Here is a 26,594-nt window from a genome sequence, read left to right as displayed (position 1 = left end):
CCTGCCCGAAAGTTGAACCTCGCGCCGGGCGGGGCCATAGCGGCCCGATGTTAGGCCGTCCCAAATTCGCGCGCCCCCGCCCTTACGCGTTGGGTTTCTGGTTGTTCGTGGTGGCGGCCCTCGTCTTCGCGATCGTGGTCGTCGGCGGGATCACGCGCCTGACCGAATCGGGGCTGTCGATTACCGAGTGGAAACCGATTCGCGGCGTCATCCCGCCGTTGAACGAAGCCGAGTGGCAGGCCGAATTCGCCGGCTACAAGGCGATCCCGCAATATGCGGCCTTCAACGCGCATATGACGCTCGACGGCTTCAAGCACATCTATTTCTGGGAATATCTGCACCGGCTGCTGGCGCGCGGGATCGGCACGGTGCTGGGTCTCGTGCTGTTGGTCTTCTGGTGGCGGCGCTGGATTCCCACTGGCTATGGCTGGCGGACTTTACTGATCCTCGCGCTCGGCGGGCTGCAAGGTGTGATCGGCTGGTGGATGGTCGCCTCGGGCCTGCAATATCGCACCGAGGTGAGCCATATCCGGCTCGCCACTCATCTGATCGCGGCGTTGCTGATCTACAGCGTGCTGATCTGGACCGCGCTCGATCTGTTGGCGCTCGGCGGGCGGCGCGCGCGGCTGAAGTCGGGGCCGGCGCTGGCGATCCTCGCATTGGTGATCCAGTTGATCCTGGGCGCTTTCACCGCCGGCCTGCGCGCCGGTTATGCCTTCGCGTCGTGGCCGATGATGGGGGACGATCTCTTCCCGCAAGGCGGATGGTCGAGCGGGCAGGGGCTGGTCCACAATCTCGTTTCGAACCCGATCGTCGTGCAATTCACCCATCGCTGGTGGGCGTGGGTTGTGGCGCTTGCAGCGGTGCTGCTCGCGATGCGCGCATGGCGGGCCGGGGAGGGGCGCGCCGCTGTGACCCTCGTGCTGCTGGTCGCGGTTCAGATCGGGCTCGGCATCGCCACCTTGCTGTCCGGAGTCGACCTTCACGTGGCCGTCACGCATCAGGCGGTGGCCGCCTTGCTGCTCGCCGCGATGGTGTGGGCGGCGCACGCGATCGGGCGCAGCCGGGCCTGAAATTCATGCGGTAATATGATACCTCACGAATTTAGGGCTGTTTTTCTTGACTTTCTGGGCTCCCTGACGCAATTGCCCGCCGTCGGCGCCGCCCCTGCAAATGGGCGGCGCGATTGTTTTCAGGGCAGGCCCGTCGGGACCGCCCATCTAATCAAGGGTCATGTCCATGAGGGCGCTCACCAAGACCACCAAGGTGGCCACGCCGGCCACGGTGGAGAAGAAATGGCATCTGATCGATGCCGATGGACTGGTCGTCGGCCGCGTGGCCTCGATCATCGCCAACATCCTGCGCGGCAAGCACAAGCCGAGCTTCACCCCGTTCATCGATTGCGGTGACAATGTCATCGTCATCAACGCGGACAAGGTGCGCTTCACCGGCAAGAAGCTCGGGCAGAAGATCTATTACAAGCACACCGGTTATGCCGGCGGCATCAAGGGCGTAACGGCCGCCAAGGTGCTCGAGGGGCATTTCCCCGAGCGCGTGCTGGAAAAGGCCGTCGAGCGGATGGTCCCGCGCGGCCCGCTCGGCCGCCAGCAGATGCGCAACCTGCGCATCTTCAAGGGCGCAGAGCATGATCACGCTGCGCAGAACCCCGAGCCGATGGATATCGCCGGGCTGAACCGCAAGAACAAGGTGGGCGCATAATGTCCGACAATCGCCAGTCTCTCGCCGATCTCGCGGCGCTCACCGGCCAGGCAGCGCCGGTCCAGGCCGCGGCTCCCGCCATCACCACCGATGTGGGCGATGACGCTCCGCAATATGTGGCGCCCGTTCTGCCGACGACTCCGCTGCGCGAGCAGCAGATCGACAAGCAGGGCCGCGCTTATGCCACCGGCCGTCGTAAGGATGCGGTCGCCCGCGTCTGGATCAAGCCCGGCAGCGGCAAGATCACGGTCAATGGCCGCGATCAGGAAGTCTATTTCGCACGTCCGACCTTGCGTCTCGTCATCAACCAGCCGTTCGGCGTTGCCGAGCGTGATGGTGCGTACGACGTGATCGCCACGGTCACCGGCGGCGGCCTTTCGGGCCAGGCCGGCGCGGTCAAGCACGGCATCGCCCAGGCGCTCACCAAGTATGAGCCGATCCTGCGCGCGCCGGTGAAGGCGGCAGGCTTCCTGACCCGCGACAGCCGTACGGTCGAGCGTAAGAAGTATGGCCGTGCCAAGGCACGTCGTAGCTTCCAGTTCTCGAAGCGCTAAGCGCTACGCGCCTCTTGCGAGGTACGAAAAGGGCGGTTCCGGGATGCCGGGACCGCCTTTTTGTTTGCCGCGGGTGATCAAATTACTCGTCATCCCCGCGCAGGCGGGGATCCATATACCCCAACGTTCCGAGTGATTCTTGAGCTTCAGAGCATATGGATTCCCGCCTTCGCGGGAATGACGGTGGGGGCCTAACCCCATCTCATCCTACGCTACCGGCCGTCCATCCTATCGGTAATCCAGCGAAATCCGTGCTTAAGCAGATGAAGAGCGCCCAATTCGAAGCCGATATAGAGCCCGGCGATCAGAACAAGCGCGACGCCAGCACCGATCGTCACTCCCGACTCTCTGCTTTGAGCGAACGGTATACCCACAGCTGTCGAGCGCTCAGCACGCCACAGCAAATTGCAAAGAACAACTTGAAAGGATCGTGCGCCCTGAAGAGCCACTGCCCGAGGCCGAACAGTGCCAGGGCCAGAAAGCACAGGCCGAATTCGAGATGATGGGAGCGCTTCATGAAGCCGCGTGCGGCAAATCCAGCCCGGCCGGGCTCTTGGTGAAAATCTCCGCGCCCGTCTCGGTGATCCCGATTGAATGTTCGAACTGCGCCGAGAGCGAACGGTCGCGCGTGACCGCGGTCCAGCCGTCGTCGAGCACCTTCACGTCGGGGCGGCCGATATTGATCATCGGCTCGATCGTGAAGAACATGCCCGGCTTCAGCTCGGGCCCGGTGCCGGGGCGGCCGACATGGACCACCTCGGGCGCATCATGGAACAGGCGGCCGACGCCATGCCCGCAGAAATCGCGCACCACGCCGTAGCGAAATTTCTCGGCATGCGACTGGATCGCATGGCCGATATCGCCCAGCCGGTTGCCCGGCCTGGCGGCTTCGATGCCGAGCATCATGCACTCGTATGTCACCTCGACCAGCTTCTTCGCCTTTAGCGCGACGTTGCCGGCGAGGTAGGTGCGGTTGGAATCGCCATGCCAGCCATCGAGCAGCGGTGTGACGTCGACATTGACGATATCACCGTCGCGGATCGTCTTAGGGCCCGGAATGCCGTGGCAGACGACATGGTTCACGCTGATGCAGCAGCTATGCGTATAACCGCGATAGCCGAGCGTCGCCGGCACCGCCCCGCCCGCGATTGTCATGTCATAGACGATGCGGTCGATCTCTTCCGTGGTGGCGCCGGGGACGATATGCGGGCCGAGGGCGTCGAGTATCTCGGCCGCCAGCCGGCCGGCGCGTCGCATGCCCTCGAAGCCCTCGGGGCCGTACAGCTTGATGGCGCCGGTGCGGGAGACGGGATCACCCGCCACGATCGTCTGATACTGTGTCATCCCGGCGATATAGCGATTTGCGTGCCGCTTTGCGAGAGCCCGGCGCGCGGCTATGGGGGCGCATGGCCGAACCCGAACGCATCTGGACCGCAGCCCTGTTGGTCATCGGAGACGAAATCCTCTCCGGCCGCACGCAGGACAAGAATGTCGCGCAGATCGCGCTATGGCTCAACATCCAGGGCATCCGCCTGCGCGAAGTCCGCGTCGTCGCGGACGATATGGCAGCGATCGGCGATGCGGTGAACGCGCTACGGGCGGCGAACGACTATCTCTTCACAACCGGCGGCATCGGCCCGACGCACGACGATATCACGGTCGATGCGGTCGCCGCCGCGTTGGGCCTTCCGGTTGTGATCCACGAAGGCGCGCGCGCGATTCTCGAGGCGCATTACGCCGCCCGCGGCGGCGTCACCGAGGCGCGACTGCGGATGGCGCGCGTGCCCCAAGGTGCCGGCCTGATCGAGAATCCCATGTCGGGCGCGCCCGGCATCCATATCGGCAACATCATGATCCTGGCGGGCGTGCCGCATATCGCCGCGATGATGCTCGACAGCCTCACCGGCACGCTCGAGGGCGGCCGCCCGGTCGTATCGGCGACGATCGGCTGCAACGTGCCCGAAAGCGAGGTGGCCGACATGCTCGCCGCGACCGAACGCGCGCATGACGGCTGCCAGATCGGCTCCTACCCCTTCTTCCGCGACGGGCAGACGGGCGCCAATTTCGTGATCCGCTCGACCGATGTCGATCGGCTGAAGGCATGCGAGGACGATCTCGCGACCCGGCTGATCGATATGGGTTACGAACCGGTTGCGGGCGGGATCTGAGCCGGGGCCGGCCGCAGCACGATCAGCGTGAACAACGCGATCATCCCCATCACCGTCGACAGAGCGAATACGATTCCCGGAAAGCGAAATGGCGCGGCGGGGCCGGTGAACCAGGCCAGAGCCGGATTGTAGAGTGCGGGCGCGATGATCGATCCGATCGCCGCGACGCTGCCGGTGAAGCCCTGCAACTCACCCTGCTGGGTCGGCGGCACGCGGCGGGACATCAGCCCGCTCATCGCCGGCATCACCGCCGCCTGGAAAGCGATCACCAGCATCGCCGGATAGAGCATCCAGCCTTTGGGTACGATCGCGTCGATGACGAAACCGAGCGTCGCGACGAGAATCCCGATCTCGGCAGCGCGGCGTTCGCCGAAGCGTTTGACCAGCCGGCCGACGACGAAGATCTGGCTCAGCGCCATGATCGCGCCGACCCAGGTGAGCGAGGCGCCGATCTGGCCTGGCGACCAGTCGAAGGCGGCGATCGTGAACCACGACCAGGCGACGGGGTAGACCATGCCCGCGAGGTTCCACCAGAAGAGCGCGAACGCGACCGGCAACAGCCCGGGCAATTTCGCGAGCGCCATCAGCGCGCCGACCGGATTGGCACGGCGCCATTGGAAGGGCCGGCGCTTGTCGGCACTCAGTGTCTCGGGGAAGGCGACGAGCCCCAGGATCAGATTGCAGGCCGCGAGCACGGCGGCGGCGTGGAACGGCGCCTTGTCGCCGAACTCGCCCAGCAACCCGCCCAGCGCCGGGCCGACGATGAAGCCCACCCCGAACGCTGCGCCGATCATCCCGAACAGTTTCGCGCGATCCTCGGGCGTGGACACGTCCGCCAGCGCGGCACCGGCTGGGCCGTAGGAAGCGCCGAAGAAACCCGCGAGCGCACGTCCCAGGAACAGCCAGCCGAGCGTCGGCGCGAACCCCATCAAGGCATAATCGACCGCGAACCCCGCGAGCGATCCGAGCAGCACCGGCCGCCGCCCGAAACGATCGCCGAGATTGCCGACCAGCGGCCCGGTCACGAACTGCACAGCGGCATAGACCATGCCGAGCCAGCCGCCGATCTCGGTCGCCTGCGCGAGCCCGATATGGCCCAACCGCATCACCACGCTCGGCAGCACCGGCATGATGATCCCGAAGCCGATCGCATCGATCAGCACCGTCAGCACGACGAAGCGTATCGCGTTGCGATTGTGGGCGGCGCTCATGCCCGGCTCCCCTTCATGACACTGGCCATCGATTCCCCTCATCCCGTCATGTCGCTGGATCGGAGCTAACTGTCGAGGTGCTGCTCGGTCGAGGTCGCAGATCCGGGCTTGGCTTTGATTGGGAAAGGTCGGCCGGGCTGATCTCGCGTTACCTGCTCTAACCGGCCAATTCCGCTCGCTGCTTCCGCGTGAGCCCGGCACAAACCAGATCGTAGGAATGCCGCGCCAGATCTTCGATCTCGTCCACCGGCACATCGGCATGGAGATCGATCGCGATCCAGTGGCGCGGGTCGAGATGGCTGCGGTGGCCGACGCCCTTATATTGTTCGCGCAGCATCTCCGCGCGGTAGGGATCGCATTTCAGGATCACGCCGTCGCTCGGGCGGGTGAACAGGATCGCGAACATCTTGCCCATCACCTTGTAGAGCGTGACCCCACGCGCCGAAGGCAAAAGCGTGCCGGCCGCGCCCGGCATCGCCGCCAGATGGCCCCGCAGCGTGGCGATGGCTTCGCTGTCTTCGTCACCCCCGTCCATGAGGGCAGCGTAAACCGGCGGGCGGGGCCCAGCAATCTTCTCGGGTTGCCTGTGTTGCCGGTCGGTTGCAAGGAAGGCAATTGTCCCTGTGCGAGTATCCTATGCACCTCACCTTCGTCGCTGCCGCCGCGCTTGCGGCAGCGCCTCCCGCCCCGGTTCTGGTCAGATATGCCGGCATCGCGCTCGATCCTGCGGGGAAGCGGATCGCGACGATCGATAGCGAGCAGGTGAAAGGCGCGCCGGTCGCGCGACATGGCGTGCTCGTCATCCGCGATACCGCAGGCCGGATAACCGCGCGTTACGATCCTTGCACGTCCTGCAACTATGCTGGTCCGGCGTGGTCGCCCGATGGCAGGAGCCTTGCCTATGTCGCGAGCGGCGGGGGCGTCGCCACCCTCTACGTGCTGGCGGACGGGCAGAATCGCAAGGTCGCGAGCCTCAAGGGGCTTGCCGCCGCGCCGCGCTGGTCGCCCGACGGCGGTACGATCGCCTTCCTCGCCACGCCTGACGCGACCAAGGAGACTGGGGCGACCCAGCCGGGCGCGCGCCAGGTGGGGGTGATCGGCGACAAGGAAGACAGCAAGCGGATCGCGATCGTGCCGACATCCGGCGGGGAGTATCGGCTGATCTCGCCGGCAGGGACCTTCGTCTACGAATATGATTGGACCCCCGACGGCAAGGGCTTCGTCGGCACCGCGGCCGAGGGCAATGGCGACAATCGATGGTGGGTGGCGAGCCTGCGCGCCTTCCCGATCGATGGCGCGATGCGCGTCATCGCCGCGCCGAAAATGCAGATGAACTGGCCGCGCATCTCGCCCGATGGGCGGACGGTCGCGTTCATCGGCGGGCTCATGAGCGACTATCCGGTCTCGGGTGGCGACATCTACACGGTCGGCCTGGGCGGCAGCGAAGCGGTCAATCTGACGCCGGGCTACAAGGCGACCTTCACCTCGCTGATCTGGAACGGGCCGCGGTTGATCGCCGGCGTGACGCAGGGCGGATCGACCGGAGTGGCGACGATCGATCCCGCTACCGGCAAAGTGGTCGCATCGGTCGCGCCCGATACGATGGGAGGCCGGACCGAAGTCGTCGTTGCGCCCGATCGCACTGCCTCGAAGGCCGCGTATGTGGTCGAAAGCTTCACCAGCGCGCCGCGCATCGCCTTCGGCCCGCTCGGCAAGGGGCGCCCGATCACGCATGACAACGACGCTTTGCTATCGGGTGTCGCGGCGCAGGACATCCATTGGACCAATGACGCGCTGAATGTGCAGGGCTGGCTGCTGCGGCCCGCGGGCGCGGTGGCGACATCGAAACAACCGATGATCACGATCGTCCATGGCGGGCCATCCTCGGCCAGCACCCCCCGCTTCCCGTGGGGCGACGAGCCCGATCTGCTCAGCCGCAATGGCTATTGGATATTCCTCCCCAATCCGCGCGGCAGCTTTGGCCAGGGCGAGGCCTTCACCATGGCCAACGTCCGCGATTTCGGCGGCGGCGATCTGCGCGACATCCTCGCCGGGATCGACGCGGTCGAGAAAAAGGCGCCGATCGACGATGCACGGCTCGGTATCTACGGCCACAGCTATGGCGGGTTCATGACGATGTGGGCGGTCACCGCGACAAACCGCTTCAAGGGTGCGGTGGCGGGGGCGGGCATCGCCAACTGGATCTCTTATTATGGCCAGAACGGGATCGATCAGTGGATGATCCCCTTCTTCGGCGCCTCGGCTTATGACGACCCTGCGATCTACGACAAATTGTCGCCGATCCGCTACGTCAAGGGCGCGAAGACGCCGACGTTGCTCTATGTCGGCGAACGCGATGTCGAATGTCCGCCCGCGCAGAGCCTCGAATATTGGCATGCCCTGAAGGCGATGGGGGTTCCGACCGAACTCGTCATCTATCAGGATGAGGGCCATGGCATCCGCAAACCCGAGCATCTGCTCGATCGGGAGACCCGCATGATCGGCTGGTTCGACAAATGGCTGGGAGTGCACCGCCCATGACACCGTTCGAGGGCAAGCATAGCTATCGGCCCGCCGAAGGGCACCGCCTCGCGCACGATCCCTTCAACGCGATCGTGGCACCGCGCCCGATCGGCTGGATCGGGACCCGATCGGCGGACGGCATTGCCAATCTCGCCCCCTACAGCTTCTTCAACGCACTCGCCTATCGCCCACCGACGATCGGGTTCTCGAGCGAGGGGCGCAAGGACACGCTCGCCAATGTCGAGGCCACCGGCGTGTTCACCTGGAACCTCGCGACGCGTCGCCTTGCCGAGCGGATGAACGCGACCAGCGCGATGGTGCCGCCGCATGTCGACGAGATCGAGCTGGCGGGAATTGCCGCGATCGAGGGACAGGTGGTCGCAGCCCCCCTGGTGCTCGAAAGCCCGGCCGCCTTCGAATGCCGCGTCAGCGATATCGTCCGGCTGCGCACGGCCGCCGGCGTCGACATGAACAATTGGTTCGTGATCGGGGAGGTGGTGGCGATCCATCTCGACGAAAATGTGATCGTCGATGGCGTTTATCAGACTGCGGCGGCGCGACCGATCACGCGCGGCGGCGGGCCGGCGGATTATTTCGAAATTACCGAAGCGGCCAAATTCCAGATGCGCCGGCCGGCTTAGGCCTGAGGAACGCCGATCCCGTCATCCCCGCCCCCGCAGGAATGACGAGGTTGGTGCCTTACGCCTTGGCGGTGCGGCGCCGCGTCGGCTTGGGTGGCGGAGCCTCCGGTGCCTTCTTGCGGCCGAGGCCGATCGCCTTGGCAAGTGTGCGGCGCTTTTCGGCATAGTTGGGCGCGACCATCGGGTAGTCGGCCGGCAGCTTCCACTTGGCGCGATATTGCTGGGGCGACATGCCATAGTTGGTTTGCAAATAGCGCTTGAGCATCGTCAGTTTCTTGCCGTCTTCGAGACAGACGATGTGATCTGCCTTGACCGAAGACCGGACCGAAACCGCCGGTTTTTGTTCGGCCGGTGCCACCGGCTCCGGGACGCTGCCAAGTCCCGCCAATGCAGCATGAACCTTCCCGATCAGATCGGGTAATTCTCCAACTGCCACCCGATTATGGGCCACATGCGCCGCCACGATCTCTGTGGTCAGCGACAAAAGTTCGTTATCGTTATCTTCAGACATAGATGTCCTCTTGGACAATAGGTCCGAAATGAATAGCAGATTGTTTCAGGAGGTGCGAGCTTTTTCTAACCAAAACCCGCGCCGCGCCGTGCCGAGCCATCAAAATGTTCGCGGTGCGAAATATTGGTAACGGGACGCACCCGTCTCCCGGCCAGCACCACCGTCCGCTAACAGGTTACCGTATCGATTATGGGTGGGGCGGCGTCGCTGCGCTCGTTGGGCGCGCCCGATGCAATTCGGGCGGCGCGGCCTTCAAGCCGTCACCGCCCGAACGAGAGTTGCTTACTTGGTAACGTGCGCCGAGACGTGCTTGTTCATCTCGAACATGCTGACGCTCTTCTTGCCGAAGATCTTCTCCAGCTTGTCGTCCGCGTTGATCTGGCGCTTGTCCTTGCTGTCCTGCAGACCGTTCTTCTTGATATAGTCCCACAGCTTGCTGACGATCTCGCTGCGCGGCATCGGGCCGGCGCCAACAATTGCGCTCAGTTCGGCTGAAGGCTTGACGGGAGCGTGGATGCCACCGGTTTTTGGTGCTGTTGTTGCTGCTTTTGCCATATTTGATATCCTCCTAAGTCGCCCCCTCTCCAAGGCGTGTGCCGCTATTCCGCTAGCACCTGCGTTTGGCAAGGCCCAACAGAGAGGGGAAATCAGTCCTTGGCAAGGGCTGAGGGCTTGTGAGCGGCCTTTTTGCCCTCCTTCGTGCGGACAAGATACTCCGGATTGGCGTTAGAGGCCGCCACCTTGTGGCTTTTGATGCGGGTCGGGCTGGTCAGTTTCGCCTCGACCACACCGTGCGCAGTTCCGCCATGGCTCTTCCAGCTGACCTTGTCACCCTTGTGCAGCGCGCTCATGTCCCATCTCCTTCGTATCGTGCAGGGACCCAATCGCGCCGACGGGAATTGGTTGCGGCGAAGCGGCATTGCGGGGACGGAATGAACCAGACGGACGATTACCTGATCTTCACCCCCGACGATGTCGATCTCGCGCGCTCGCCGCTCAGGGCCTCGCTCGACGCGCCGACCTACGTGCTGGGGGCTTTCAATCCGGGGCTCACGCGTTTGCCGAACGGCAACCTGCTGCTGATGGTGCGGGTGGCGGAGGCGTTGAAGGAGCCGATCGCGGGGGATCATGTCCGCGCGATCCGCTGGACCGAAGCGGGCTATGTGCTCGACGCGCATCTGCTGGCTGGGGTCAACATGAGCGATCCGCGCCAGTTCGACGTCAGCGGCAGCGCGTACCGCCAGCTTGCCCTGACGTCGCTCTCCTGGCTGCTCCCGGTCGAGCTCGATGCCGACGGGCGCAGCATCGTCGCGGTCCATTACGAAAAGGCGATCGCGCCGACCGCTCCATTCGAACATTATGGGATCGAGGATGCGCGTATCACCGAGGTCGGCGACATCTGGTACATGACCACCTGCGCGGTCTCGGCCGAGCGGCATTGCACCACCCTCCACACCTCCACCAACGGGCTCGATTACACGCTGCAGGGCGTGGTGCTCGATCACCAGAACAAGGACATGATCCTGTTCGAGGGCAAGGTCGGCAATAAATTCATGGCGCTCACCCGTCCGTTGGGTGAGCTTTATTTCGCTTATCCTGCCGATGATCCACATCTCGGCGGCCCGTCCATCAACCTCGCCCAATCGCCGGACGCACTCCACTGGAGGCCGGTCGACTATCCTTTTCTGCGTCCGCGCAAGGGATCGATCGCCTCGACGAAGCTGGGCGGCGGCAGCCAGCCGATCCTGACCGAAGCGGGCTGGCTGATGATCTACCATGGCGTCGAGACGCGCGCGAAAGTGGGTGTCTATCGCAGCTTCTGGGCGTTGCTCGATCGCGACGAACCCTGGCGCGTGTTGCGCCTGGAGGACGAAGTGCCGCTGATGGAAGCCAACCCGGCACTGACCGCCCCGATCGCGCACCAGCTGTATTTGCCGACCGAGGTGGTGTTCACGACCGGGGTGGCGGATGCAGGCGATCATTATGTGATCGCGAGCGGCGAGGCGGATCTGGCCTGCCGGATCACGCATATTCCGAAGACGCGTTTCTCATGACGTCCGCCCCGAATGCCGTTCGTCCCGAGCGGGCGACAGGGATCGCCGATCCCGCATGGTGGCAGGCCGGGGTGATCTACCAGATCTATCCCCGCTCGTTTCAGGACACGAACGGGGACGGGATCGGCGATCTCGCGGGCATCGAGCGCCGGCTCGACCATCTGGTCGCACTCGGTGTCGATGCGCTATGGATCTCGCCGATCTATCCGTCGCCGATGGTCGATTTTGGCTACGACGTGTCCGATTATATCGGCGTCCATCCGATGTTCGGTACGATGGCCGATTTCGATCGCCTGCTCGCCGCCGCGCACGATCGGGGTTTGCGGTTGCTGCTCGATTTCGTGCCAAACCATTCGTCGGATCGGCATCCCTGGTTTCTCGAAAGCCGGGCATCGCGCGATAACCCGAAGCGCGACTGGTATATATGGCGCGATCCCGCGCCCGATGGCGGCCCGCCCAACAACTGGATCAGCGATTTCGGCGGATCGGCGTGGCAATGGGATGCCGCCACCGGCCAATATTATTACCACGCCATGCTAGTAGAGCAGCCCGATCTCAACTGGCGCAATCCCGGCCTCAAGGCGGCGATGCTGGATGCGATGCGCTTCTGGTTCGACAAGGGGGTCGATGGTTTCCGCGTCGATATCCTGTGGCACATGATCAAGGCGGCGGATTTTCCGGACAATCCGGCCAATCCGCACTGGCATCCCGGCATGGCCGACATGCATAAGGTGCTCCAGCTCCACTCGACCGACCAGCCCGAGGTGTTCGCCATCGCCGCCGAGATGCGCGCGCTGGCGGATGCCTATAGCGCAAAGGGGCGCGAACGCGTGCTGGTGGGGGAGATCTACCTGCCGATCGAACGGCTGATGGCGTATTACGGCAAGGATCGGGAGGGCGTGCATCTGCCCTTTAACTTCCAGCTGATCGAGGCGCCGTGGGACGCGCGCGCGCTTCACCGGATGATCGCGGACTATGAGGCGGCCTTGCCCCCTGGCGGCTGGCCCAATTGGGTGCTCGGCAACCATGATCGCCCGCGCATCGCCGCGCGGGTGGGCGTGGCACAGGCGCGGGTGGCGGCGATGCTCCTGTTGACCCTGCGCGGCACCCCGACCCTTTATTATGGCGATGAACTGGGGATTGGTCCGGTCGAGATCCCGCCAGCCAAAGTGCAGGATCCGCGCGAACTGCGCGAGCCGGGGCTCGGTTTCGGCCGCGATCCGGTGCGCACGCCGATGCCGTGGGATACGTCCGCGAATGCCGGTTTCACCACCGGTGAACCGTGGTTGCCGCTCAATTCTGACTGGCCGACCCGGAATGTCGCGGTGGAGCGCGAGGATGCGGGCTCGATGCTGGCGCTGTATCGCGAACTGCTGCGGCTCCGGCGGGCTCACGAGGTGCTTTCGATCGGTGACGTGCGCTTGATCGAGGCCGAGGGTGATGTGCTCGCCTACGAACGAGTGAATAGCAACGAGCGGGTCGCAATAGTTTTGAATTTGGGTGGCGAGATGCAGCGAATGCCTGCCCTCGACGGAACGTTCCAGCCACTTTTCTCCACACTGCGTCATCCCCGCGAAGGTGGGGATCCATATTCTCCAACTCTGAAGGTTATAGGCCCCAACGAGGGCCTCATCCTCCACGCACAGGACTGACCCCACATATGCGCATTGCCATGCTCGCCCCGATCTCCTGGCGCACGCCGCCGCGCCATTATGGCCCGTGGGAATTGGTCACCTCGCTCCTCACCGAGGCGCTCATCGCGAAGGGTGTCGACGTTACTTTGTTCGCCACCGCCGACAGCGAGACGGCCGGCACGCTCGCTGCGGTCGTGCCGGCGGGCTATTCGGAGGATCGCAGCCTCGATGCCAAGGTGATGGAGATGCTGCACGTCAGCCATGTGTTCGAACATGCCGGCGAGTTCGACATCATCCACAACCAGGCGGATTTCGTGCCGCTGACGTTTTCGCGGCTGGTCCAGACGCCGCTCGTCACCACGATCCACGGTTTCTCGTCCGAGCGGATCGTGCCGGTGTTCAAGCGCTATGACGATATCGTCCATTATGTCGCGATCAGCGATGCCGATCGCCACCCGAGCCTCGCTTATGCCGACACCATCCACCACGGCATCCCGATCGAGGATTTCCCGTTCGATCCTGTCGGCAGCGACGATCTGCTCTTCTTTGGCCGCATCCACCCGGACAAGGGGGCCGCGGACGCGATCAAGGCGGCGCAGGCGACCGGCGACCGGCTGGTGATGGCGGGAATCATCCAGGATGAGGGCTATCATGCGCGCGAGGTCGAGCCGCATATCGATGGCGATCAGATCATTTATCTCGGCCCGGTCGGCGGTGCGCGGCGCACGCAGGCGCTGGGCGGCGCCAAGGCCCTGCTCCACCTGATCGGCTTCGAGGAGCCGTTCGGACTTTCGGTGATCGAGGCGATGGCCTGCGGCACGCCGGTAATCGCTTACAATCGCGGATCGATGCCCGAACTGATTGATCATGGCGTCACCGGCTTCCTGGTCGAGACATTCGACGAAGCGGTCGAGGCGATCGGACGGATCGGCGAGATCGATCGCGCGGCGTGCCGTCGTGCGGTGGAGGCGCGTTTCACGGTCGAGCGGATGGCGGAGCGATATATGGATTTGTACCGGAGGATCCTCGCATGAAGATCCTCGTCTGACGAGAGAAGGATTAGTCGTCAGGAAATTGTTGCGGCCCCGTCGCGTGCGGCTATCGTGCTGCAATGCGCAAAATCCTCCTCGCCGCCGCCTTTCTCTCCACCTCGGCGTTCGCCGCCACGCCGCCCGATACGATCGAAGCGCGTGTCGCGAAGATTCTGAAGGCGACGCCGCTGATCGATGGCCACAACGATTGGGCCGAAACGCTGCGCGGCAAGGAGGGCGAGGGGCGCTGGACGCTCGACCTGACGAAGGAGCTCGCGAAAAAAGGCTACAACACCGACATCGCCATGCTGCGCAAGGGCATGGTCGGTGGACAATTCTGGTCGGTCTACGTCTCGGCCAACCAGCCCGAGGAAGATCAGGTGATCGAGACGCTGGAGGAGATCGATCTCATCCGCAATATCGTCGCGCGCTATCCCGATACGTTCGAACTCGCCACCACCGCAGCCGATGTGCGGCGTATCCATAAGGCCGGCAAGATCGCGTCGATGATGGGGGTCGAGGGCGGCGGTCAGATCGACGAGCGTTTCGCCGTGCTGCGCGCCTACAAGATCCTCGGCGCCGGCTATCTGACACTCACCCACAGCAAGACGATCGACTGGGCGGACAGCGCCACCGACAATCCCAAACATGGCGGGCTCACGCCGTTCGGCAAGGCCGTGGTGCATGAGCTCAACCGGATCGGCATGCTGGTCGATCTGGCCCATGTGAACGAGAATGTGATGAAGGATGCGCTGCGCGTCTCGAAGGCGCCGGTGATCTTCTCGCACTCGTCCGCCCGCGCCCTCGACGATACGCCGCGCGACGTCTCGGACGAGGTGTTGAAGATGGTTGCCAGGAATGGCGGCGTCGTGATGGTCAATTACGCGCTGGCCTATGTCTCGGACGATTATCGTCGCTGGTCGGCCGATCGCAATGCCGAGAAGGGGCGCTACAACGCGCCACCGTTCGGCGGCCTCTATATCGGCCAGCCCGAGCGCGCGGCGGCGGCGATGGCGGCGTGGGACAAGGCGCATCCCGCGCCCAAGGTCACGCTGGCGATGGTGGCCGATCATATCGATCATATCGCCAAGGTGGCGGGTGTCGATCATGTCGGCATCGGATCGGATTTCGACGGTGTCGGCAACGAACTGCCCGAGGGGCTGGGCGACGTTTCGACCTATCCGGCTTTGATCGGCGAGATGCTGCGGCGTGGCTGGAGCGACGCCGATGCCGCCAAGCTGGCGGGCGGCAACGTGCTGCGCGTGATGGAAGCGGCGGAAAAGGTCGCGGCGTCGATGAAGAACGAGTTGCCGGCTACCGCCACCATCGCGGCGCTCGATCAGGCCAAATAGCCCGACCGGATCAGCGCCGCGACAGCCGCAGGACGAGCGCGGTCAGGCAGTAGGCCACGATCGTCAGTTTGAAAGAAACGCAGAACAGAGCGGCGATCACGCCGATCCGCCAGGCGATCGCCGGCACACCGGTGCGATCCTCGAGGGCGGCGCAGGTGCCGAGCAGCTTGCCACTGCCCGGCGCCCTGTCTTGATAGTCCCGGATCCGCATGGTCCCGATCCTCTCCTGATGTGGGGAACGCAATGCGATCAACCAACCAGGCGGACGGGGCCGGCAGCCGAAACGATGCACGCCGCGCTGATGAGGAAAGAGACGAAGCCGACACCGACCTGGGTCAGCAGCGAAGACGAAAGATTGGCCATTTTGAAGTTCCCTGATTTTTGGTCACCGGACCATTCCGGCGATGCTCAAAGAAATGCAGGGAGCGTGCCAAATGCCGTTACGAGGCGGATCAAGGGTAGGCTGGTCGTTTCGGCTGTGAGATTTACCAAGAGATCGGGAATTTCGCCGTAGAGTGGCGGATTTTTGATCGCGCGAGTGGCCAACGTTCGGACTGTCCGGTTACGCACACTCAAAAGCGTTCAATCCGACAATATCATCTCCGCGGTTCACCGCCGCTTCAGCGCGCCTGCCACCGCTCGATATCCTCGGGTCGGTCGATCTCGATCCAGGTCGGCGATCCTGTTTCGATCGCGCTGACCTGGCCGTTCACCGCGAGATGATCGATCACCGCGTGGTGGAAGCGCTGCGCGCCACCCTGTGCGCAGATCACCGCATCGAGCGCATCCGCATATTCGGCACCGCCACCCCCGGTCGCGATGATCATCCCGAGCGAGCGATGCCCGGACGCCGCGTCGTCCAGATCCTTGCCGACGCGGCTGATCCGCCCGTCCGACACCGCGACCCGCATATCGTCGAGCGCGAATGTCGTCGCACGCTCGACCACCAGGTTGACCCCCGGCTGCGCCGCGCGGAGCGCGTCGCCGATCAGGTCCGTCGCCAGGATCGTATCGCCGTTCATCAGGAGGAATGGGCCGGCCAGATGCCAGCGCGCGGTCCAGACGCTGCCTATGCTGTTCGCGACCGACCAGAAGGGGTTGCAGATCAGCCCCGGCCGCGTCCGCGCGGGCAATTGCGAAAGATGCTGTTCCAGCCGTTTGATCAGGTAGCCGCCGACCACCAGCACATCCTCGACGCCCGCGGCGGCGAGCGCATCGAGCTGGTGATCGAGAATCGCCTTGCCGCCGACCGGCACGAGGCACTTGGGATGGTCGCGCGTGAACGGGAGCAGCCGCGTGCCCTGGCCGGCTGCTAGGATGATCGCCTTCATCGTAAAGGCCCTAGCGGTACAGGTCTGTCATCGGAAGTCACTCACCGCTAGAACGTCGCGCAGACCTCGGCGTCTTCCTGCAGAACCAATTCCTGATCGTAACGCGCGCGATACAGCGCGATCAGCGCGTGGATGTCGTTCCATGATTCGGGCGTGTCGCGATGGATGATCAACAGCACCTTAGATCGTTCGCGCATGATCATGCCGCTCTCGCCGCGCCACTGGCCCTGCGCGTCGAGCACAGTGAAGCCTTGCGGGAAGCGGACGGTCACCTCGTGGCGCAGGAAAGATCGCCATTGGCGCGCGCTGATCCAGCCCAGCCGCTGGCCGAGCCCGAAATAGAGCGTCGTGCGGATGAAGGCTTCATCGGGCGAGGCGCAGGCGAAGCGTCTGGCAGGCGAGGCAACGCCGGCCGCCACCGGGCTCGCCAGACAGAGAGACGCGAGCAGCAAGCCGCCCGCGCATTTGAGTAAACCCATTCCACCGCTCCCCGCGAGCTCCGCATGGGCCCCAAGGTGATGGATTGCCCGCTGCGTGGCAAGGCGACCGGCCGGATCCGGCAGCAGACACAAAACCGCCGTCCTGCGAGGGGAGCAGGACGGCGGCAGGCATCTTAGGTTACAGGGAGAGAACTCTTCAGGCGACCTCGGCCAGCGTTGCTTCGTTCGGTTCGCGCAGGACATAGCCGCGGCCCCACACCGTCTCGATATAATTTTCGCCGCCGCAGGCGAGGCTGAGCTTCTTGCGCAGCTTGCAGATGAATACGTCGATGATCTTGAGTTCGGGTTCGTCCATGCCGCCATAGAGATGGTTCAGGAACATCTCCTTGGTCAGCGTCGTGCCCTTGCGGAGCGACAGCAGCTCCAGCATCGCATATTCCTTGCCGGTCAGATGGACGCGGGCGCTGTCGACCTCGACCGTCTTGGCATCGAGATTGACCGAAAGCTTGCCGGTCTTGATCACCGACTGCGAATGGCCCTTCGAACGGCGGACGATGGCGTGGATGCGCGCGATCAGTTCCTCGCGGTGGAACGGCTTGGTGACGTAGTCGTCGGCGCCGAAGCCGAGCGCCCGGACCTTGGCGTCCATCTCCGAAATGCCGGACAGGATCAGCACCGGTGTCTGTACCCGGCTGGTGCGCAACTTCTTGAGCACGTCATAGCCGGTCATGTCGGGCAGGTTGAGATCGAGCGCGATCAGATCGTAATCGTACAGCTTGCCGAGGTCCAAACCCTCCTCGCCAAGGTCGGTCGTGTAGACATTGATGCCTTCGGCCGACAGCATCAACTCGATACTGCGGGCGGTCGTGGGATCGTCTTCGATCAACAAAACACGCATGATCAAACCCCTGTTTTTCCGTACTGGATCGGTCGCCCCGCCCGAATCCTGAAGATGAGTGGTTAACGTATACGTAGATGAAGGTGAAAGGTTAACGCGGATTTAAATGCCTCTCAGGAATTCCCCTAATGTGAACATTTTTTGCGTACGCAAGTATGGCTCAAAGGGGCGCCGCCGAATTTTTTCGCGCCAAACCGAATGGATTGCGGGCGGACCCCAATCTTTGTCGCCGGACGCAGAATCGTAAAGACGAGTCGCCTCTCGGCGTGGCGGCCCGACGGTTCCTTGCCGGATCCGGCCACCGATGCGGCATCGGGCCGCCGGCCGCTAACCATCAGCAACATGGCTGCCGCGAATTGCAGCGTCGCGGGCGCACGGCTATGCGGGTCTCGAACAAGGAGAGCGAGAGCGGTGACGGGCAGCTTGAACGGGCGAATGGCGCTGATCACCGGCGCGAGTTCGGGCATCGGCGCAGGCGTCGCGCGCCGCTTCGCGCGTGAGGGGGCGAAGCTGGTGCTGGCCGCACGGCGTGCCGATCGGCTCGATGCGCTGGCCGATGAATTGCGCGGGCTGGGTGCCGAGGTGCTGGCTCGCCCGACTGATGTGACCAGGGAGGATGAGGTGCTTGGCCTCTACGCCGATGCCGAGGCGTTCGGCGAGGTCGATATCCTCGTCAACAATGCCGGCATGGTTTCGCACCGGGCGACGCTCGATCTCGGGCTGGACGAGTGGAACCAGTTGATCGCGCTCAACCTTACCGCCGCGTTCCTCTGCGCGCGTGAAGCGATGCGCGTGATGAAACCGCGCGGGCGCGGGAAGATCATCAATATCGGCAGCCTCTCGGCCCAGATGCCGCGGGCAGAGACGATCGCCTATGCGACCTCCAAATATGGGATGGAGGGGATGACCCGCAGCCTCGCGCTCGACGGGCGCGAATTCGGTATCACCGCGTCGATCGTCCATCCGGGATTGACGATGAGCGACCTCGCCGCCGACTCCGCCGCACGCACCCCCGGGCCGATGCTGATGGAGGCGGATACCACCGCGCAGGTGATTGCGCTGATGGCATCGATGCCGTTCGAGGCCAATCTGCTCACTGCGACGATCCTGCCGATCGCGCAGCCTTATTTAGGGCGCGGATAGGGGCGTTCGTACGATGGCGCTTCGTGATCTTCGCGCCTACATGGCCGCGTCATGTTATCGCAACGAAGCCGTTATGCGCTAAAGGCGCTGCTCCACCTCGCGACGGTGGAGCATGATGATCCGGTCTCCATCGGCAATATCGCGCAATCGACCGGGGTTTCGCGCAAGTTCCTCGAGGCGATCCTCAACGACCTGAAGCGCGAAGGCTTGGTCGATAGCGCGCGCGGCAAGCTCGGCGGCTATCGTCTGGCGCTGCCGGCCGAACAGATCAGCTTCGCCCGGATCATTCGCGCAAGTGAGGGGCCGCTCGCGCTGTTTCCGTGTGCAAGCGTGAACTTCTATCGGCCTTGCCCCGACTGCAATGTCGAGACCTGCACCCTGCGACGCGTGCTCGCATCCGCGCGCGAGAGCATGGCGAAGGTGCTGGAAGGGACGACGCTTGCTGCGGCGGCAGAGAAGGGGGCGGAGGGCGCGGCGCCTTACGCCTGAGGGTACGGCAAGCAAGGGGGTGTTTTTGATGACGACCTTTCCCGAAGATGTCTTCACCGAGCCGAGCGATGTCGATCCCGATACGCTTGCCAATCTCGGCCCGCTGCGGCGGCTGGCGGGGCATTGGCGCGCGCGCAAGGGCGTCGATCTGAACCCCAAGGCGGACGGTCCCGAGCGCCGCACGTTCATCGAGCGGATCGATTTCGATCCGATCGATCCACAGGCGAACGGCCCGCAACTCCTCTACGGGCTGCGTTACCATATCCACATCACGACCGAGGAAGAGGATATCACCTTCCATGATCAGGTCGGCTATTGGCTGTGGGAGCCCGCGACCGGGCTGGTCATGCAGACGGTCGCGATTCCGCGCGGGCAGGTGGCGCTCGCTTCCGGCCAGGCGGCGCCCGATGCAGATCGCTTCACCGTATCGGCCAAACGCGGCGAGACCGGCTATGGCGTCTGTTCGACCGCCTTCCTCGAATATGCGTTTCGCACCGACAGCTACCAGATCGAGATCGTATATAATCCCGACGGCAGCTGGAGCTATATCACCGATACCGTCCTGATGGTGCACGGCCGGGATGTGCCGTTCTCGCATCGCGACGAGAACACCCTGAGAAAGGTCGCGGAGCCCAAGCTCAACCCGCTGGCGGCGATCCTGGCGAAACGCAAGGCGGCCGCATCCGGATGACGAGTGGCCGGTCGCGAGCGATCCGGCGATGTCATACGAGCAGCCTGCCCGGTTCGCGCGGCACGTAATGGGCACCGACTGACTTGCACATCGGCGCCGCGGCCTTAGATGCTGCGGTGCAGCAACAGCCGAAAGCCACCATGAGCGACATCGCCGCGCCACCGCGCGTGCATCATCCCGGCCTCGTCATGTTCGCGCTGGCGATGGGCGGCTTCGCGATCGGCACGACCGAATTCGCGACGATGAGCCTGCTTCCTTATTTTGCCAAAGGCCTGGGCATCGACGAGCCGACTGCGGGCCATGTCATTTCGGCCTACGCCCTCGGCGTGGTGATCGGTGCGCCGTTGATGGCGGTGATCGGCGCCAGGATCGCGCGACGGACGCAATTGTTCGCGCTGATGGCGTTGTTTGCGCTCGGCAACGGCCTGTCGGCCCTGGCGCCGACTTATGGCTGGATGCTCGCCTTCCGGTTCCTTTCCGGCCTGCCGCACGGCGCCTATTTCGGGCTGGCGGCGCTGGTCGCGGCTTCGCTGGTGCCTGCCAACAGGCGGACCACAGCGATCGGCCGGGTGATGCTGGGGCTGACGATCGCCACCGTGCTGGGCGTTCCGGCGGCAAGCTGGATCGGGCAGGCGATCGGATGGCGATCGGGCTTCGCGATCGTGGCGATGCTGGCGCTGCTCACCATGATCCTGATCGCGCTGTTTGCCCCGCGCGACAGGGCCGCGTCGAACGCCAGCCCGTTGCGAGAGCTTGGCGCGCTCAAGCGAGGACAGGTTTGGCTGACGCTGGCGATTGGCGCGATCGGTTTCGGGGGATTGTTTTCGGTCTATGCCTATCTCGCCACCACGCTGGTCGAGGTGACCCATGTTTCGCCCGGCTTCGTGCCGGTGGTGTTGTGCGTGTTCGGGATCGGCATGACGCTCGGCAACGTGATCGTGCCCTGGCTCGCCGATCGAGCGCTGATGCCGACGGGCGGCGGATTGCTGCTCTTCTCGGCGGTGGTTTTGGCGTTTTTTCCGCTGGCGGCACCGCATCCATTATGGATCACGCTCGATGTCTTCGCGATCGGCATCGGCGGATCGCTCGGCAGCGTGCTCCAGACCCGATTGATGGACGTGGCCGGCGATGCCCAGGCGCTCGCCGCCGCGCTCAACCATTCGGCGTTCAACACCGCCAACGCGATCGGGCCATTCGCCGGCGGGCTGGCGATCGATGCCGGGCTCGGCTGGAGTTCGACCGGCCCGGTCGGCGCCGTGCTGGCGCTGTCCGGGCTCGGTGTCTGGGCGATGACGCTGTGGGATGCACGCCGACGCGCCGCCCTCTGACGGGCCCCCGCTCCGGCATCGGATGCGCCCCTACCGGATAAACGCTTACGTTCAGCCGTCCGATTCCATGGGACGACTATCCGAAAGCTGCCTCCTTGGGCCCGTGACGCGCGCCGATCGCTTCGGCATTACAGTTTGGAGACCGCATAATGCGGCTGCAACGCTACAACGAGGCTTCAGCAAGCGCTCCAACATCCGTAAGCTCCCGTATGGTATCAGAAGAAAGGGATCTCCAATTGAGCGATGTGGTTTCATCTCTGTTGTACGTTAGCCGTAGTACGGTCCCGGCCTCTGGTTTGGCCAAGGAGCTTGCTGATATTCAGTACACGTCGCTTGCGCGAAACTCGGAATGCGATCTTACGGGGGTCCTGATTGCGACACCCGTGTTTTTCGCTCAAATTCTTGAGGGCCCGATTGGATCTCTCACCGGCGTGATGCGAAGTATCAGGGCCGACGCGCGGCACGTTGAAATCGACGAGGATGGACCCAACGGCTTGGAAGGACGCAGCTTTCGCCATTGGAGCATGGCGTGCTTCGGACCGGATAGTTTCACGAGTCGGCAGATCGAGCCGGCGATTATGCGGTGCCACGGATCCATGTCGCCACGTAAGGCTGTGGAGCTGATCAGCTTTATCAAAACGATCATACCCGCCGGAAAACAGCCCTCTACTTTTTAGTCGCGACCCGGACCCTGCGATGATAGGCTTAAGAGGCTGCATCGTCGCCCGCTGAAGCTGCGGTCAATAAGTGCTGTTAAGACCTATCCGTTTCCGTTTTACTACGATAAGATTATTCGCGGAGCGGCGCGATGAAGAGATTTATTCTTACTCGTAACATATTGCAATTCCGCGAAATTTTGCACGATGGCGATTTGCCTCTGTCTGAACGGCAGCACTTCGGCCGCCTCCTCGCTGATGCGCAGCGCGAATTGGCCTTGCTCGACGCTTCGGCGACGGGAGCTCTGTCCTCGCCGCGTTGGTCTGAGACGGCAAAGCAGGAAGAGCGCATTTTTGAAGCAGAGATGCGGAAAGTCGATGCGCCGTGCCTCATCATCGATCCGCGCCCTGGTTTACATATAATCGAAGTCAATGGCGCATATGAAATCGCAACGATGACTCAGGGTGGCAGGATCTCGGGCCAGCGCCTGTTCGACATCTTTCCTGATAATCCCACGGATATGACAGCCTCCGGAGTGGCAAATTTATTTGCATCCCTAAAAATCGCCGGAGATTCACGCGAACCCCACGCAATGGCGATTCAGAGGTACGATATTCGTGACGATCACGGTACGTTCGTTGAACGTTATTGGCAGACAAGGAATATTCCTCTCTTCCGCCAGAACGGCGAACTCGCCTTCCTTCTCCACAATGCAATCGATGTGACCGGCGTGGTGATGTCCGCACGCACCTCGGCCCCGTCGTATCCGGACGATAGCTTGCGATGACTCTTAACCGTTTGTGACCCTTCGCAGCTCGCGATCGCCCGAAAGCCGCCAGTTCAGTGCCATCCTCGACGGCTGCCTATCCCAGGTTCAGGACCGAGGCTCTGGCCCGGGAAACTAAATCGACGATCTAGCGGAGACCCCGCCAGCCAGAGGCTGGCGAGCGCGTGCGCGCGGCCGATCATCAGGCTTGGGGTAACGCCAATCGGGAGCTTGGCGCGGCGATCCAATCGCTCAACGGCGTGGTGGCATCCGCGATGAAGGCCGAGGCGCAGAAGCACTGGATCATCGGGGCGGCGATCACAGCGCTGGTGGTGGGATTTGCGTTCGGGAGTTGGCACTGGCCGGAGCAGGGGGCGGCAGACTTGCTCCTGCGTGGCGAATGGGACGCCGGGATGCGGCTGTTACAGCTTGCCGATCCGGCGCGGTTGCGCGCGTTGGACGACGCGGCTCGGCTCGTGAAAGATAATGCAGAGGTGCTGGAGGATTGTCGCAGCCGGGCGGCAAAATCCCAGGATAGCGTGAAATGCCGGATTGAGGTCGGCGCTCCCATCGCAAAGTAAGGCGATCGGTCGAGAATGCGCCCCAATCTCGGCCGTTCAGGCCACCATCCTGCGATCCCAAAAGCCGACATTCGTTCCGACGGCGGATCAATTCACGGACAAGGCGACCAACATCGTGGTCGGCACCGTTGCAACAGCTGCGGTCGTTGGCGTCATATGGGAGCCAACTGCCTAAGTTCTACGCGTGCCCAAGCGTTCGTCAAATCCAGAAGCGCTGTGAAACTTCCGATCCGATTGACGCGAAGTGATCAAGTCGACTCGATGGGATCAATTTCCGCTCGAACCGCGTTGCGCCGCTTCGCCAGGCGCCTGGCAAGGCTGCGGAAATCGACGCCGTCGCGCGAGCCGAGTGCGGCGGCGGCGGCGAGAAGCTGGTCGGCACGCGGCGGAAAGGCGGGATGTTTCGATGCGAAGACCTGCCGGTTTTGTTCGTGCTCGATCGGTACGATGACAATTCCCGACCCGAACACGCGCCGCAGGCGGGATTTTGCGATCCGGCGGGCAACCAGATTGTCGCAGAGATTGACGACCAGCACGCCCTCGTCGTCGAGCCGGTCGCGGCAGGCCTCGTAGAATGCGAGCGAAGTCAGGCGCTGTGCCTGGCCGCGCGCGTCGAAGCCATCGACCAGGATGACGTCTGGACGGCCGTGATCCTCGCGCACGAAATCGGCGCCGTCGGCGTTGATCACGCGAAAGTGACCGTCGTCGCGCGGGACGCCGAAACGGTCGCGCAGCGCAATGACGCGCGAGTCGATCTCGACAACGGTGACGGCCGCGGTGGGAAGATGGCGACGACAGAATTTGGCCAGCGATCCGCCACCGAGTCCGATCATCTCGATGCGCCGGGGCGCTGAGCGCAGTAGCAGGAACCCCATCATGACGCGCGTGTAGTCGACGATCAGCCGGTCCGGGTCGCTGATGCGCATCGCGCTCTGCGTCATCGCTGGGCTGAGCAGCAGCGCGCGCAAGTCACCCAGCTCAACCAGCGTCGGCCCGTCGATGCCGAACGGCGCGTCGAGCACAAGGGGAAAGTCCGTCGGCGTCACGCGATGCTCGCGCAAACACTCGACGACTGCCAACCGTCCGTGGTCGAGCGCTGCCGCGGCATCAAGCAACAGGTTCAACTCGGCGTGATCGCGGCGCCACTGCGCCGCATCCGCGTCGCTTTGCGATCGACGCAGCACCGACGCGGCTGATCCGGAATCGCCGACGCGCGACGCCTCAGCCATCGCAATTCCGTCGAATGGGTAGGTCATGCCGTCAGGCATGTGCAAGCGGTCGCGGCCCCGATGCAGTGACCGCGGCATCGACGGCGTCCTCGAACTGCCGGAAATTGTCGACGAACAGCCGTGCGAGCTTCGCCGCCGCAGCGTCATAAGCCTGCTTGTCGGACCAGGTCTCGCGCGGGTCGAGGATCGTATCGTCAACCCCGGGCGCGGCTACGGGGACCGCAAAGCCGAATACCGGATCGGTCCTGCACGTGACGAAGTCCAGCTCGCCTGCGAGCGCCGCGCCGAGCAGCGCGCGCGTCACCTTGATCGGCATGCGTTCGCCGGTGCCATAGGGGCCGCCGGTCCAGCCGGTATTGACCAGCCAGCACTTGGCCCGGCCGAGCGCGATGCGCTCCTTGAGCAGATTGCCATAAACCGAGGGATGGCGGGGCATGAAGGGCGCGCCGAAGCAGGTCGAGAAAGTGGCGCTCGGTTCGGTCACGCCAATCTCGGTTCCCGCGACCCGCGCAGTGTAGCCCGACAGGAAATGATACATCGCCTGCTCCGGCGTGAGCTTGGCGATCGGCGGAAGCACGCCATAGGCGTCCGCGGTCAGGAAGACGACATTCCGTGGCACTTCCCCCAGATTGTCGCGCGATGCGTTGGGGATGAAGTCGATCGGATAGGAAGCGCGGCTGTTCTCGGCCAAGCTGTCGTCGTCGAGGTCGATCGCGCGGGTCGTCGGATCGATCACGACATTTTCGAGCACGGTGCCGAAGCGCCGCGTCGTGGCATAGATCGCCGGCTCCGCCTCCTCAGAAAGCCGGATCGTCTTGGCGTAGCAGCCACCCTCGAAGTTGAATACCGCGGTGTCCGACCAGCCATGTTCGTCGTCGCCGATAAGCGTGCGGCCGGGATCGGCCGAAAGCGTGGTCTTGCCGGTTCCCGAGAGGCCGAAGAAGATCGCGGTGTCGCCGCCGCGGCCAATGTTCGCCGAGCAGTGCATCGGCATCACGCCGGCCTGGGGAAGCAGATAGTTGAGGATGCTGAACACCGACTTCTTCATTTCTCCGGCATAAGCGGTGCCGCCGATCAGGATCAGCTTGTCGGTGAAATTGACCGCGATCACCGTCTCACTGCGACAGCCGTGCCGCTCGGGGTCGGCCTGGAAGCTCGGGAAGTCGATGATCGTATAGTCCGGGACGAACCCGGGAAGTTCGTCCGCGCCAGGACGGACGAGCAATGTGCGCGCGAACAGGCTGTGCCAGGCGAGCTCGGTATAGACGCGCACCTTGATGCGATGCTCGCGCTGCGATCCGCCGAACAGGTCCTGCACGAACAGCGCCGGCGTTCGCTTCAGATGCACCATGAAGTCGTCGCGGAGCGCCGCGAAATGCTCGGGTGTCATTGGGGTGTTGGTCGTCCCCCACCAGACGCTCGTCTCGGTCTCGGCATCCCGAACGATGAACTTGTCGCGCGCGGATCGGCCGGTGTGCTTGCCCGTCGCGACTACCAGCGCGCCGTCGCGCGAGAGCAATCCCTCGCCACGCTGCATGGCGTGCTCGACCAGTTCGGCCACACCGAGATTTGCGAAGTTCGTTCCGTCCCCTTCGCCCGTGCTGTCGGATGCCATCGTCTCTCCTGTCGCGCGGGAGAAGCGA

General features: G+C 63.8%; 29 protein-coding genes. 17 read left to right on the top strand and 12 right to left on the bottom strand.

Going from position 1 to position 26,594, the window contains the following annotated elements; genetic code table 11:
- Positions 1–47 precede the first annotated feature (47 nt).
- The 3 genes from AB4Z44_RS16230 to rpsI all read left to right on the top strand — a co-directional run bounded on the left by AB4Z44_RS16230 (position 48) and on the right by rpsI (position 2,273).
- On the top strand, positions 48–1,073 hold the full coding sequence (locus tag AB4Z44_RS16230; RefSeq protein WP_404710727.1) for a COX15/CtaA family protein: 1,026 nt from the start codon (positions 48–50) through the stop codon (positions 1,071–1,073).
- Between the two features lie 166 nt (positions 1,074–1,239).
- A complete protein-coding gene (gene rplM, locus AB4Z44_RS16225; protein WP_404710726.1) occupies positions 1,240–1,719 on the top strand; it encodes a 50S ribosomal protein L13 in 480 nt (159 codons plus the stop codon).
- Positions 1,719–2,273: a 30S ribosomal protein S9 gene (gene rpsI, locus AB4Z44_RS16220; RefSeq protein WP_404710725.1), complete on the top strand. Its 555-nt coding sequence runs from the start codon at positions 1,719–1,721 to the stop codon at positions 2,271–2,273. Before rplM ends, rpsI begins: the two co-directional genes overlap by 1 nt.
- A 513-nt stretch (positions 2,274–2,786) precedes the next feature.
- Here the strand turns inward: rpsI and map are convergent.
- Positions 2,787–3,617, bottom strand: a complete 831-nt coding sequence (map, locus tag AB4Z44_RS16215; protein ID WP_404710724.1) for a type I methionyl aminopeptidase — start codon at positions 3,615–3,617, stop codon at positions 2,787–2,789.
- Between the two features lie 62 nt (positions 3,618–3,679).
- Here map and AB4Z44_RS16210 point away from each other — a divergent pair, with 62 nt between their 5' ends.
- On the top strand, positions 3,680–4,441 hold the full coding sequence (locus AB4Z44_RS16210) for a competence/damage-inducible protein A (RefSeq protein ID WP_404710723.1): 762 nt from the start codon (positions 3,680–3,682) through the stop codon (positions 4,439–4,441).
- Here the strand turns inward: AB4Z44_RS16210 and AB4Z44_RS16205 are convergent.
- Positions 4,414–5,652, bottom strand: a complete 1,239-nt coding sequence (locus AB4Z44_RS16205; RefSeq protein ID WP_404710722.1) for a TCR/Tet family MFS transporter — start codon at positions 5,650–5,652, stop codon at positions 4,414–4,416. The genes AB4Z44_RS16210 and AB4Z44_RS16205 overlap by 28 nt on opposite strands.
- A 157-nt stretch (positions 5,653–5,809) precedes the next feature.
- Positions 5,810–6,187, bottom strand: coding sequence for an MmcQ/YjbR family DNA-binding protein (locus tag AB4Z44_RS16200; RefSeq protein ID WP_404710721.1), 378 nt, complete (start codon positions 6,185–6,187; stop codon positions 5,810–5,812).
- A 101-nt stretch (positions 6,188–6,288) separates the two neighbouring features.
- Here AB4Z44_RS16200 and AB4Z44_RS16195 point away from each other — a divergent pair, with 101 nt between their 5' ends.
- Together AB4Z44_RS16195 and AB4Z44_RS16190 are read left to right on the top strand one after the other, a co-directional pair.
- Entirely contained in the window at positions 6,289–8,193 is a 1,905-nt protein-coding gene (locus AB4Z44_RS16195) for a prolyl oligopeptidase family serine peptidase (protein WP_404710720.1), read from the top strand.
- The gene (locus AB4Z44_RS16190) at positions 8,190–8,816 is read left to right on the top strand and encodes a flavin reductase family protein (RefSeq protein ID WP_404710719.1); all 627 of its coding nucleotides are present in this window, start codon (positions 8,190–8,192) and stop codon (positions 8,814–8,816) included. The genes AB4Z44_RS16195 and AB4Z44_RS16190 overlap by 4 nt, the downstream gene beginning before the upstream one ends.
- A gap of 58 nt (positions 8,817–8,874) precedes the next feature.
- Here AB4Z44_RS16190 and AB4Z44_RS16185 read toward each other — a convergent pair whose 3' ends face one another.
- The 3 genes from AB4Z44_RS16185 to AB4Z44_RS16175 form a co-directional block, all read right to left on the bottom strand.
- Positions 8,875–9,327 carry a MucR family transcriptional regulator gene (locus AB4Z44_RS16185; protein ID WP_404710718.1) on the bottom strand — a complete coding sequence of 151 codons (453 nt, stop codon included), beginning with the start codon at positions 9,325–9,327 and terminating at the stop codon, positions 8,875–8,877.
- A 282-nt stretch (positions 9,328–9,609) separates the two neighbouring features.
- Entirely contained in the window at positions 9,610–9,882 is a 273-nt protein-coding gene (locus AB4Z44_RS16180; protein ID WP_404710717.1) for an SWIB/MDM2 domain-containing protein, read from the bottom strand.
- 92 nt (positions 9,883–9,974) lie between these two features.
- Complete coding sequence (locus AB4Z44_RS16175; RefSeq protein ID WP_404710716.1) at positions 9,975–10,178, bottom strand: DUF2945 domain-containing protein; 204 nt, start codon at positions 10,176–10,178, stop codon at positions 9,975–9,977.
- An 81-nt stretch (positions 10,179–10,259) separates the two neighbouring features.
- Here AB4Z44_RS16175 and AB4Z44_RS16170 point away from each other — a divergent pair, with 81 nt between their 5' ends.
- The 4 genes from AB4Z44_RS16170 to AB4Z44_RS16155 all read left to right on the top strand — a co-directional run bounded on the left by AB4Z44_RS16170 (position 10,260) and on the right by AB4Z44_RS16155 (position 15,398).
- Positions 10,260–11,381, top strand: coding sequence for a glycosidase (locus tag AB4Z44_RS16170; protein WP_404710715.1), 1,122 nt, complete (start codon positions 10,260–10,262; stop codon positions 11,379–11,381).
- The gene (locus tag AB4Z44_RS16165; RefSeq protein ID WP_404710714.1) at positions 11,378–13,033 is read left to right on the top strand and encodes an alpha-amylase family glycosyl hydrolase; all 1,656 of its coding nucleotides are present in this window, start codon (positions 11,378–11,380) and stop codon (positions 13,031–13,033) included. The genes AB4Z44_RS16170 and AB4Z44_RS16165 overlap by 4 nt, the downstream gene beginning before the upstream one ends.
- A gap of 8 nt (positions 13,034–13,041) precedes the next feature.
- Complete coding sequence (locus tag AB4Z44_RS16160; protein ID WP_404710713.1) at positions 13,042–14,049, top strand: glycosyltransferase family 4 protein; 1,008 nt, start codon at positions 13,042–13,044, stop codon at positions 14,047–14,049.
- Between the two features lie 77 nt (positions 14,050–14,126).
- Positions 14,127–15,398, top strand: coding sequence for a dipeptidase (locus AB4Z44_RS16155; protein ID WP_404710712.1), 1,272 nt, complete (start codon positions 14,127–14,129; stop codon positions 15,396–15,398).
- A gap of 10 nt (positions 15,399–15,408) precedes the next feature.
- Here the strand turns inward: AB4Z44_RS16155 and AB4Z44_RS16150 are convergent, their stop codons facing one another.
- The 4 genes from AB4Z44_RS16150 to ctrA form a co-directional block, all read right to left on the bottom strand.
- A complete protein-coding gene (locus AB4Z44_RS16150; protein WP_404710711.1) occupies positions 15,409–15,609 on the bottom strand; it encodes a PspC domain-containing protein in 201 nt (66 codons plus the stop codon).
- Positions 15,610–16,018: 409 nt separating this feature from the next.
- Complete coding sequence (locus AB4Z44_RS16145) at positions 16,019–16,729, bottom strand: NTP transferase domain-containing protein (protein WP_404710710.1); 711 nt, start codon at positions 16,727–16,729, stop codon at positions 16,019–16,021.
- A gap of 47 nt (positions 16,730–16,776) precedes the next feature.
- Positions 16,777–17,208, bottom strand: a complete 432-nt coding sequence (locus AB4Z44_RS16140; RefSeq protein WP_404710709.1) for a DUF3574 domain-containing protein — start codon at positions 17,206–17,208, stop codon at positions 16,777–16,779.
- 157 nt (positions 17,209–17,365) lie between these two features.
- The gene (gene ctrA, locus AB4Z44_RS16135; RefSeq protein ID WP_404710708.1) at positions 17,366–18,067 is read right to left on the bottom strand and encodes a response regulator transcription factor CtrA; all 702 of its coding nucleotides are present in this window, start codon (positions 18,065–18,067) and stop codon (positions 17,366–17,368) included.
- A 411-nt stretch (positions 18,068–18,478) separates the two neighbouring features.
- On the opposite strand from ctrA, the gene AB4Z44_RS16130 reads away from it, so the two are divergent.
- From AB4Z44_RS16130 to AB4Z44_RS16100, 7 genes are all read left to right on the top strand, one after another.
- Positions 18,479–19,210 (top strand): SDR family oxidoreductase, encoded by a 732-nt coding sequence (locus AB4Z44_RS16130; RefSeq protein ID WP_404710707.1) that lies wholly within the window; start codon positions 18,479–18,481, stop codon positions 19,208–19,210.
- A gap of 51 nt (positions 19,211–19,261) precedes the next feature.
- Complete coding sequence (locus AB4Z44_RS16125) at positions 19,262–19,699, top strand: RrF2 family transcriptional regulator (RefSeq protein ID WP_404710706.1); 438 nt, start codon at positions 19,262–19,264, stop codon at positions 19,697–19,699.
- Positions 19,700–19,727: 28 nt separating this feature from the next.
- Positions 19,728–20,390: an FABP family protein gene (locus AB4Z44_RS16120; protein ID WP_404710705.1), complete on the top strand. Its 663-nt coding sequence runs from the start codon at positions 19,728–19,730 to the stop codon at positions 20,388–20,390.
- A gap of 140 nt (positions 20,391–20,530) precedes the next feature.
- Entirely contained in the window at positions 20,531–21,718 is a 1,188-nt protein-coding gene (locus AB4Z44_RS16115) for an MFS transporter (RefSeq protein ID WP_404710704.1), read from the top strand.
- Between the two features lie 149 nt (positions 21,719–21,867).
- Positions 21,868–22,395 (top strand): BLUF domain-containing protein, encoded by a 528-nt coding sequence (locus tag AB4Z44_RS16110; RefSeq protein ID WP_404710703.1) that lies wholly within the window; start codon positions 21,868–21,870, stop codon positions 22,393–22,395.
- Between the two features lie 131 nt (positions 22,396–22,526).
- Complete coding sequence (locus tag AB4Z44_RS16105; RefSeq protein ID WP_404710702.1) at positions 22,527–23,162, top strand: hypothetical protein; 636 nt, start codon at positions 22,527–22,529, stop codon at positions 23,160–23,162.
- A gap of 164 nt (positions 23,163–23,326) precedes the next feature.
- Positions 23,327–23,722: a DUF6118 family protein gene (locus AB4Z44_RS16100; RefSeq protein WP_404710701.1), complete on the top strand. Its 396-nt coding sequence runs from the start codon at positions 23,327–23,329 to the stop codon at positions 23,720–23,722.
- Positions 23,723–23,970: 248 nt separating this feature from the next.
- Here AB4Z44_RS16100 and AB4Z44_RS16095 read toward each other — a convergent pair whose 3' ends face one another.
- Entirely contained in the window at positions 23,971–24,978 is a 1,008-nt protein-coding gene (locus tag AB4Z44_RS16095; RefSeq protein ID WP_404710700.1) for a fused MFS/spermidine synthase, read from the bottom strand.
- A gap of 4 nt (positions 24,979–24,982) precedes the next feature.
- The gene (locus tag AB4Z44_RS16090) at positions 24,983–26,566 is read right to left on the bottom strand and encodes a phosphoenolpyruvate carboxykinase (protein WP_404710699.1); all 1,584 of its coding nucleotides are present in this window, start codon (positions 26,564–26,566) and stop codon (positions 24,983–24,985) included.
- Positions 26,567–26,594: the final 28 nt, after the last annotated feature.

The sequence above is a fragment of the Sphingomonas sp. MMS24-J13 genome (assembly GCF_044905095.1).
Lineage (GTDB): Bacteria > Pseudomonadota > Alphaproteobacteria > Sphingomonadales > Sphingomonadaceae > Sphingomonas_I.
Note: the sequence above shows the minus strand (reverse complement) of the source record. Positions and strands in the feature narration are given on the sequence as shown.

Excerpts from the sequence above, each read along its gene's own strand:
- AB4Z44_RS16115 (WP_404710704.1), top strand. The coding sequence starts at position 20,531 with ATGAGCGACATCGCCGCGCCACCGCGCGTGCATCATCCCGGCCTCGTC.
- AB4Z44_RS16105 (WP_404710702.1), top strand. The coding sequence starts at position 22,527 with ATGAAGAGATTTATTCTTACTCGTAACATATTGCAATTCCGCGAAATT.
- AB4Z44_RS16140 (WP_404710709.1), bottom strand. The coding sequence starts at position 17,208 with ATGGGTTTACTCAAATGCGCGGGCGGCTTGCTGCTCGCGTCTCTCTGT.
- AB4Z44_RS16210 (WP_404710723.1), top strand. The coding sequence starts at position 3,680 with ATGGCCGAACCCGAACGCATCTGGACCGCAGCCCTGTTGGTCATCGGA.
- rpsI (WP_404710725.1), top strand. The coding sequence starts at position 1,719 with ATGTCCGACAATCGCCAGTCTCTCGCCGATCTCGCGGCGCTCACCGGC.
- ctrA (WP_404710708.1), bottom strand. The coding sequence starts at position 18,067 with ATGCGTGTTTTGTTGATCGAAGACGATCCCACGACCGCCCGCAGTATC.
- AB4Z44_RS16165 (WP_404710714.1), top strand. The coding sequence starts at position 11,378 with ATGACGTCCGCCCCGAATGCCGTTCGTCCCGAGCGGGCGACAGGGATC.
- rplM (WP_404710726.1), top strand. The coding sequence starts at position 1,240 with ATGAGGGCGCTCACCAAGACCACCAAGGTGGCCACGCCGGCCACGGTG.
- AB4Z44_RS16180 (WP_404710717.1), bottom strand. The coding sequence starts at position 9,882 with ATGGCAAAAGCAGCAACAACAGCACCAAAAACCGGTGGCATCCACGCT.
- AB4Z44_RS16120 (WP_404710705.1), top strand. The coding sequence starts at position 19,728 with ATGACGACCTTTCCCGAAGATGTCTTCACCGAGCCGAGCGATGTCGAT.
- AB4Z44_RS16155 (WP_404710712.1), top strand. The coding sequence starts at position 14,127 with ATGCGCAAAATCCTCCTCGCCGCCGCCTTTCTCTCCACCTCGGCGTTC.
- AB4Z44_RS16230 (WP_404710727.1), top strand. The coding sequence starts at position 48 with ATGTTAGGCCGTCCCAAATTCGCGCGCCCCCGCCCTTACGCGTTGGGT.
- AB4Z44_RS16150 (WP_404710711.1), bottom strand. The coding sequence starts at position 15,609 with ATGCGGATCCGGGACTATCAAGACAGGGCGCCGGGCAGTGGCAAGCTG.
- AB4Z44_RS16125 (WP_404710706.1), top strand. The coding sequence starts at position 19,262 with ATGTTATCGCAACGAAGCCGTTATGCGCTAAAGGCGCTGCTCCACCTC.
- AB4Z44_RS16200 (WP_404710721.1), bottom strand. The coding sequence starts at position 6,187 with ATGGACGGGGGTGACGAAGACAGCGAAGCCATCGCCACGCTGCGGGGC.
- AB4Z44_RS16160 (WP_404710713.1), top strand. The coding sequence starts at position 13,042 with ATGCGCATTGCCATGCTCGCCCCGATCTCCTGGCGCACGCCGCCGCGC.
- AB4Z44_RS16190 (WP_404710719.1), top strand. The coding sequence starts at position 8,190 with ATGACACCGTTCGAGGGCAAGCATAGCTATCGGCCCGCCGAAGGGCAC.
- AB4Z44_RS16090 (WP_404710699.1), bottom strand. The coding sequence starts at position 26,566 with ATGGCATCCGACAGCACGGGCGAAGGGGACGGAACGAACTTCGCAAAT.
- AB4Z44_RS16195 (WP_404710720.1), top strand. The coding sequence starts at position 6,289 with ATGCACCTCACCTTCGTCGCTGCCGCCGCGCTTGCGGCAGCGCCTCCC.
- AB4Z44_RS16205 (WP_404710722.1), bottom strand. The coding sequence starts at position 5,652 with ATGAGCGCCGCCCACAATCGCAACGCGATACGCTTCGTCGTGCTGACG.
- AB4Z44_RS16095 (WP_404710700.1), bottom strand. The coding sequence starts at position 24,978 with ATGACCTACCCATTCGACGGAATTGCGATGGCTGAGGCGTCGCGCGTC.
- AB4Z44_RS16145 (WP_404710710.1), bottom strand. The coding sequence starts at position 16,729 with ATGAAGGCGATCATCCTAGCAGCCGGCCAGGGCACGCGGCTGCTCCCG.
- AB4Z44_RS16185 (WP_404710718.1), bottom strand. The coding sequence starts at position 9,327 with ATGTCTGAAGATAACGATAACGAACTTTTGTCGCTGACCACAGAGATC.
- AB4Z44_RS16170 (WP_404710715.1), top strand. The coding sequence starts at position 10,260 with ATGAACCAGACGGACGATTACCTGATCTTCACCCCCGACGATGTCGAT.
- AB4Z44_RS16110 (WP_404710703.1), top strand. The coding sequence starts at position 21,868 with ATGCGGCTGCAACGCTACAACGAGGCTTCAGCAAGCGCTCCAACATCC.
- map (WP_404710724.1), bottom strand. The coding sequence starts at position 3,617 with ATGACACAGTATCAGACGATCGTGGCGGGTGATCCCGTCTCCCGCACC.
- AB4Z44_RS16175 (WP_404710716.1), bottom strand. The coding sequence starts at position 10,178 with ATGAGCGCGCTGCACAAGGGTGACAAGGTCAGCTGGAAGAGCCATGGC.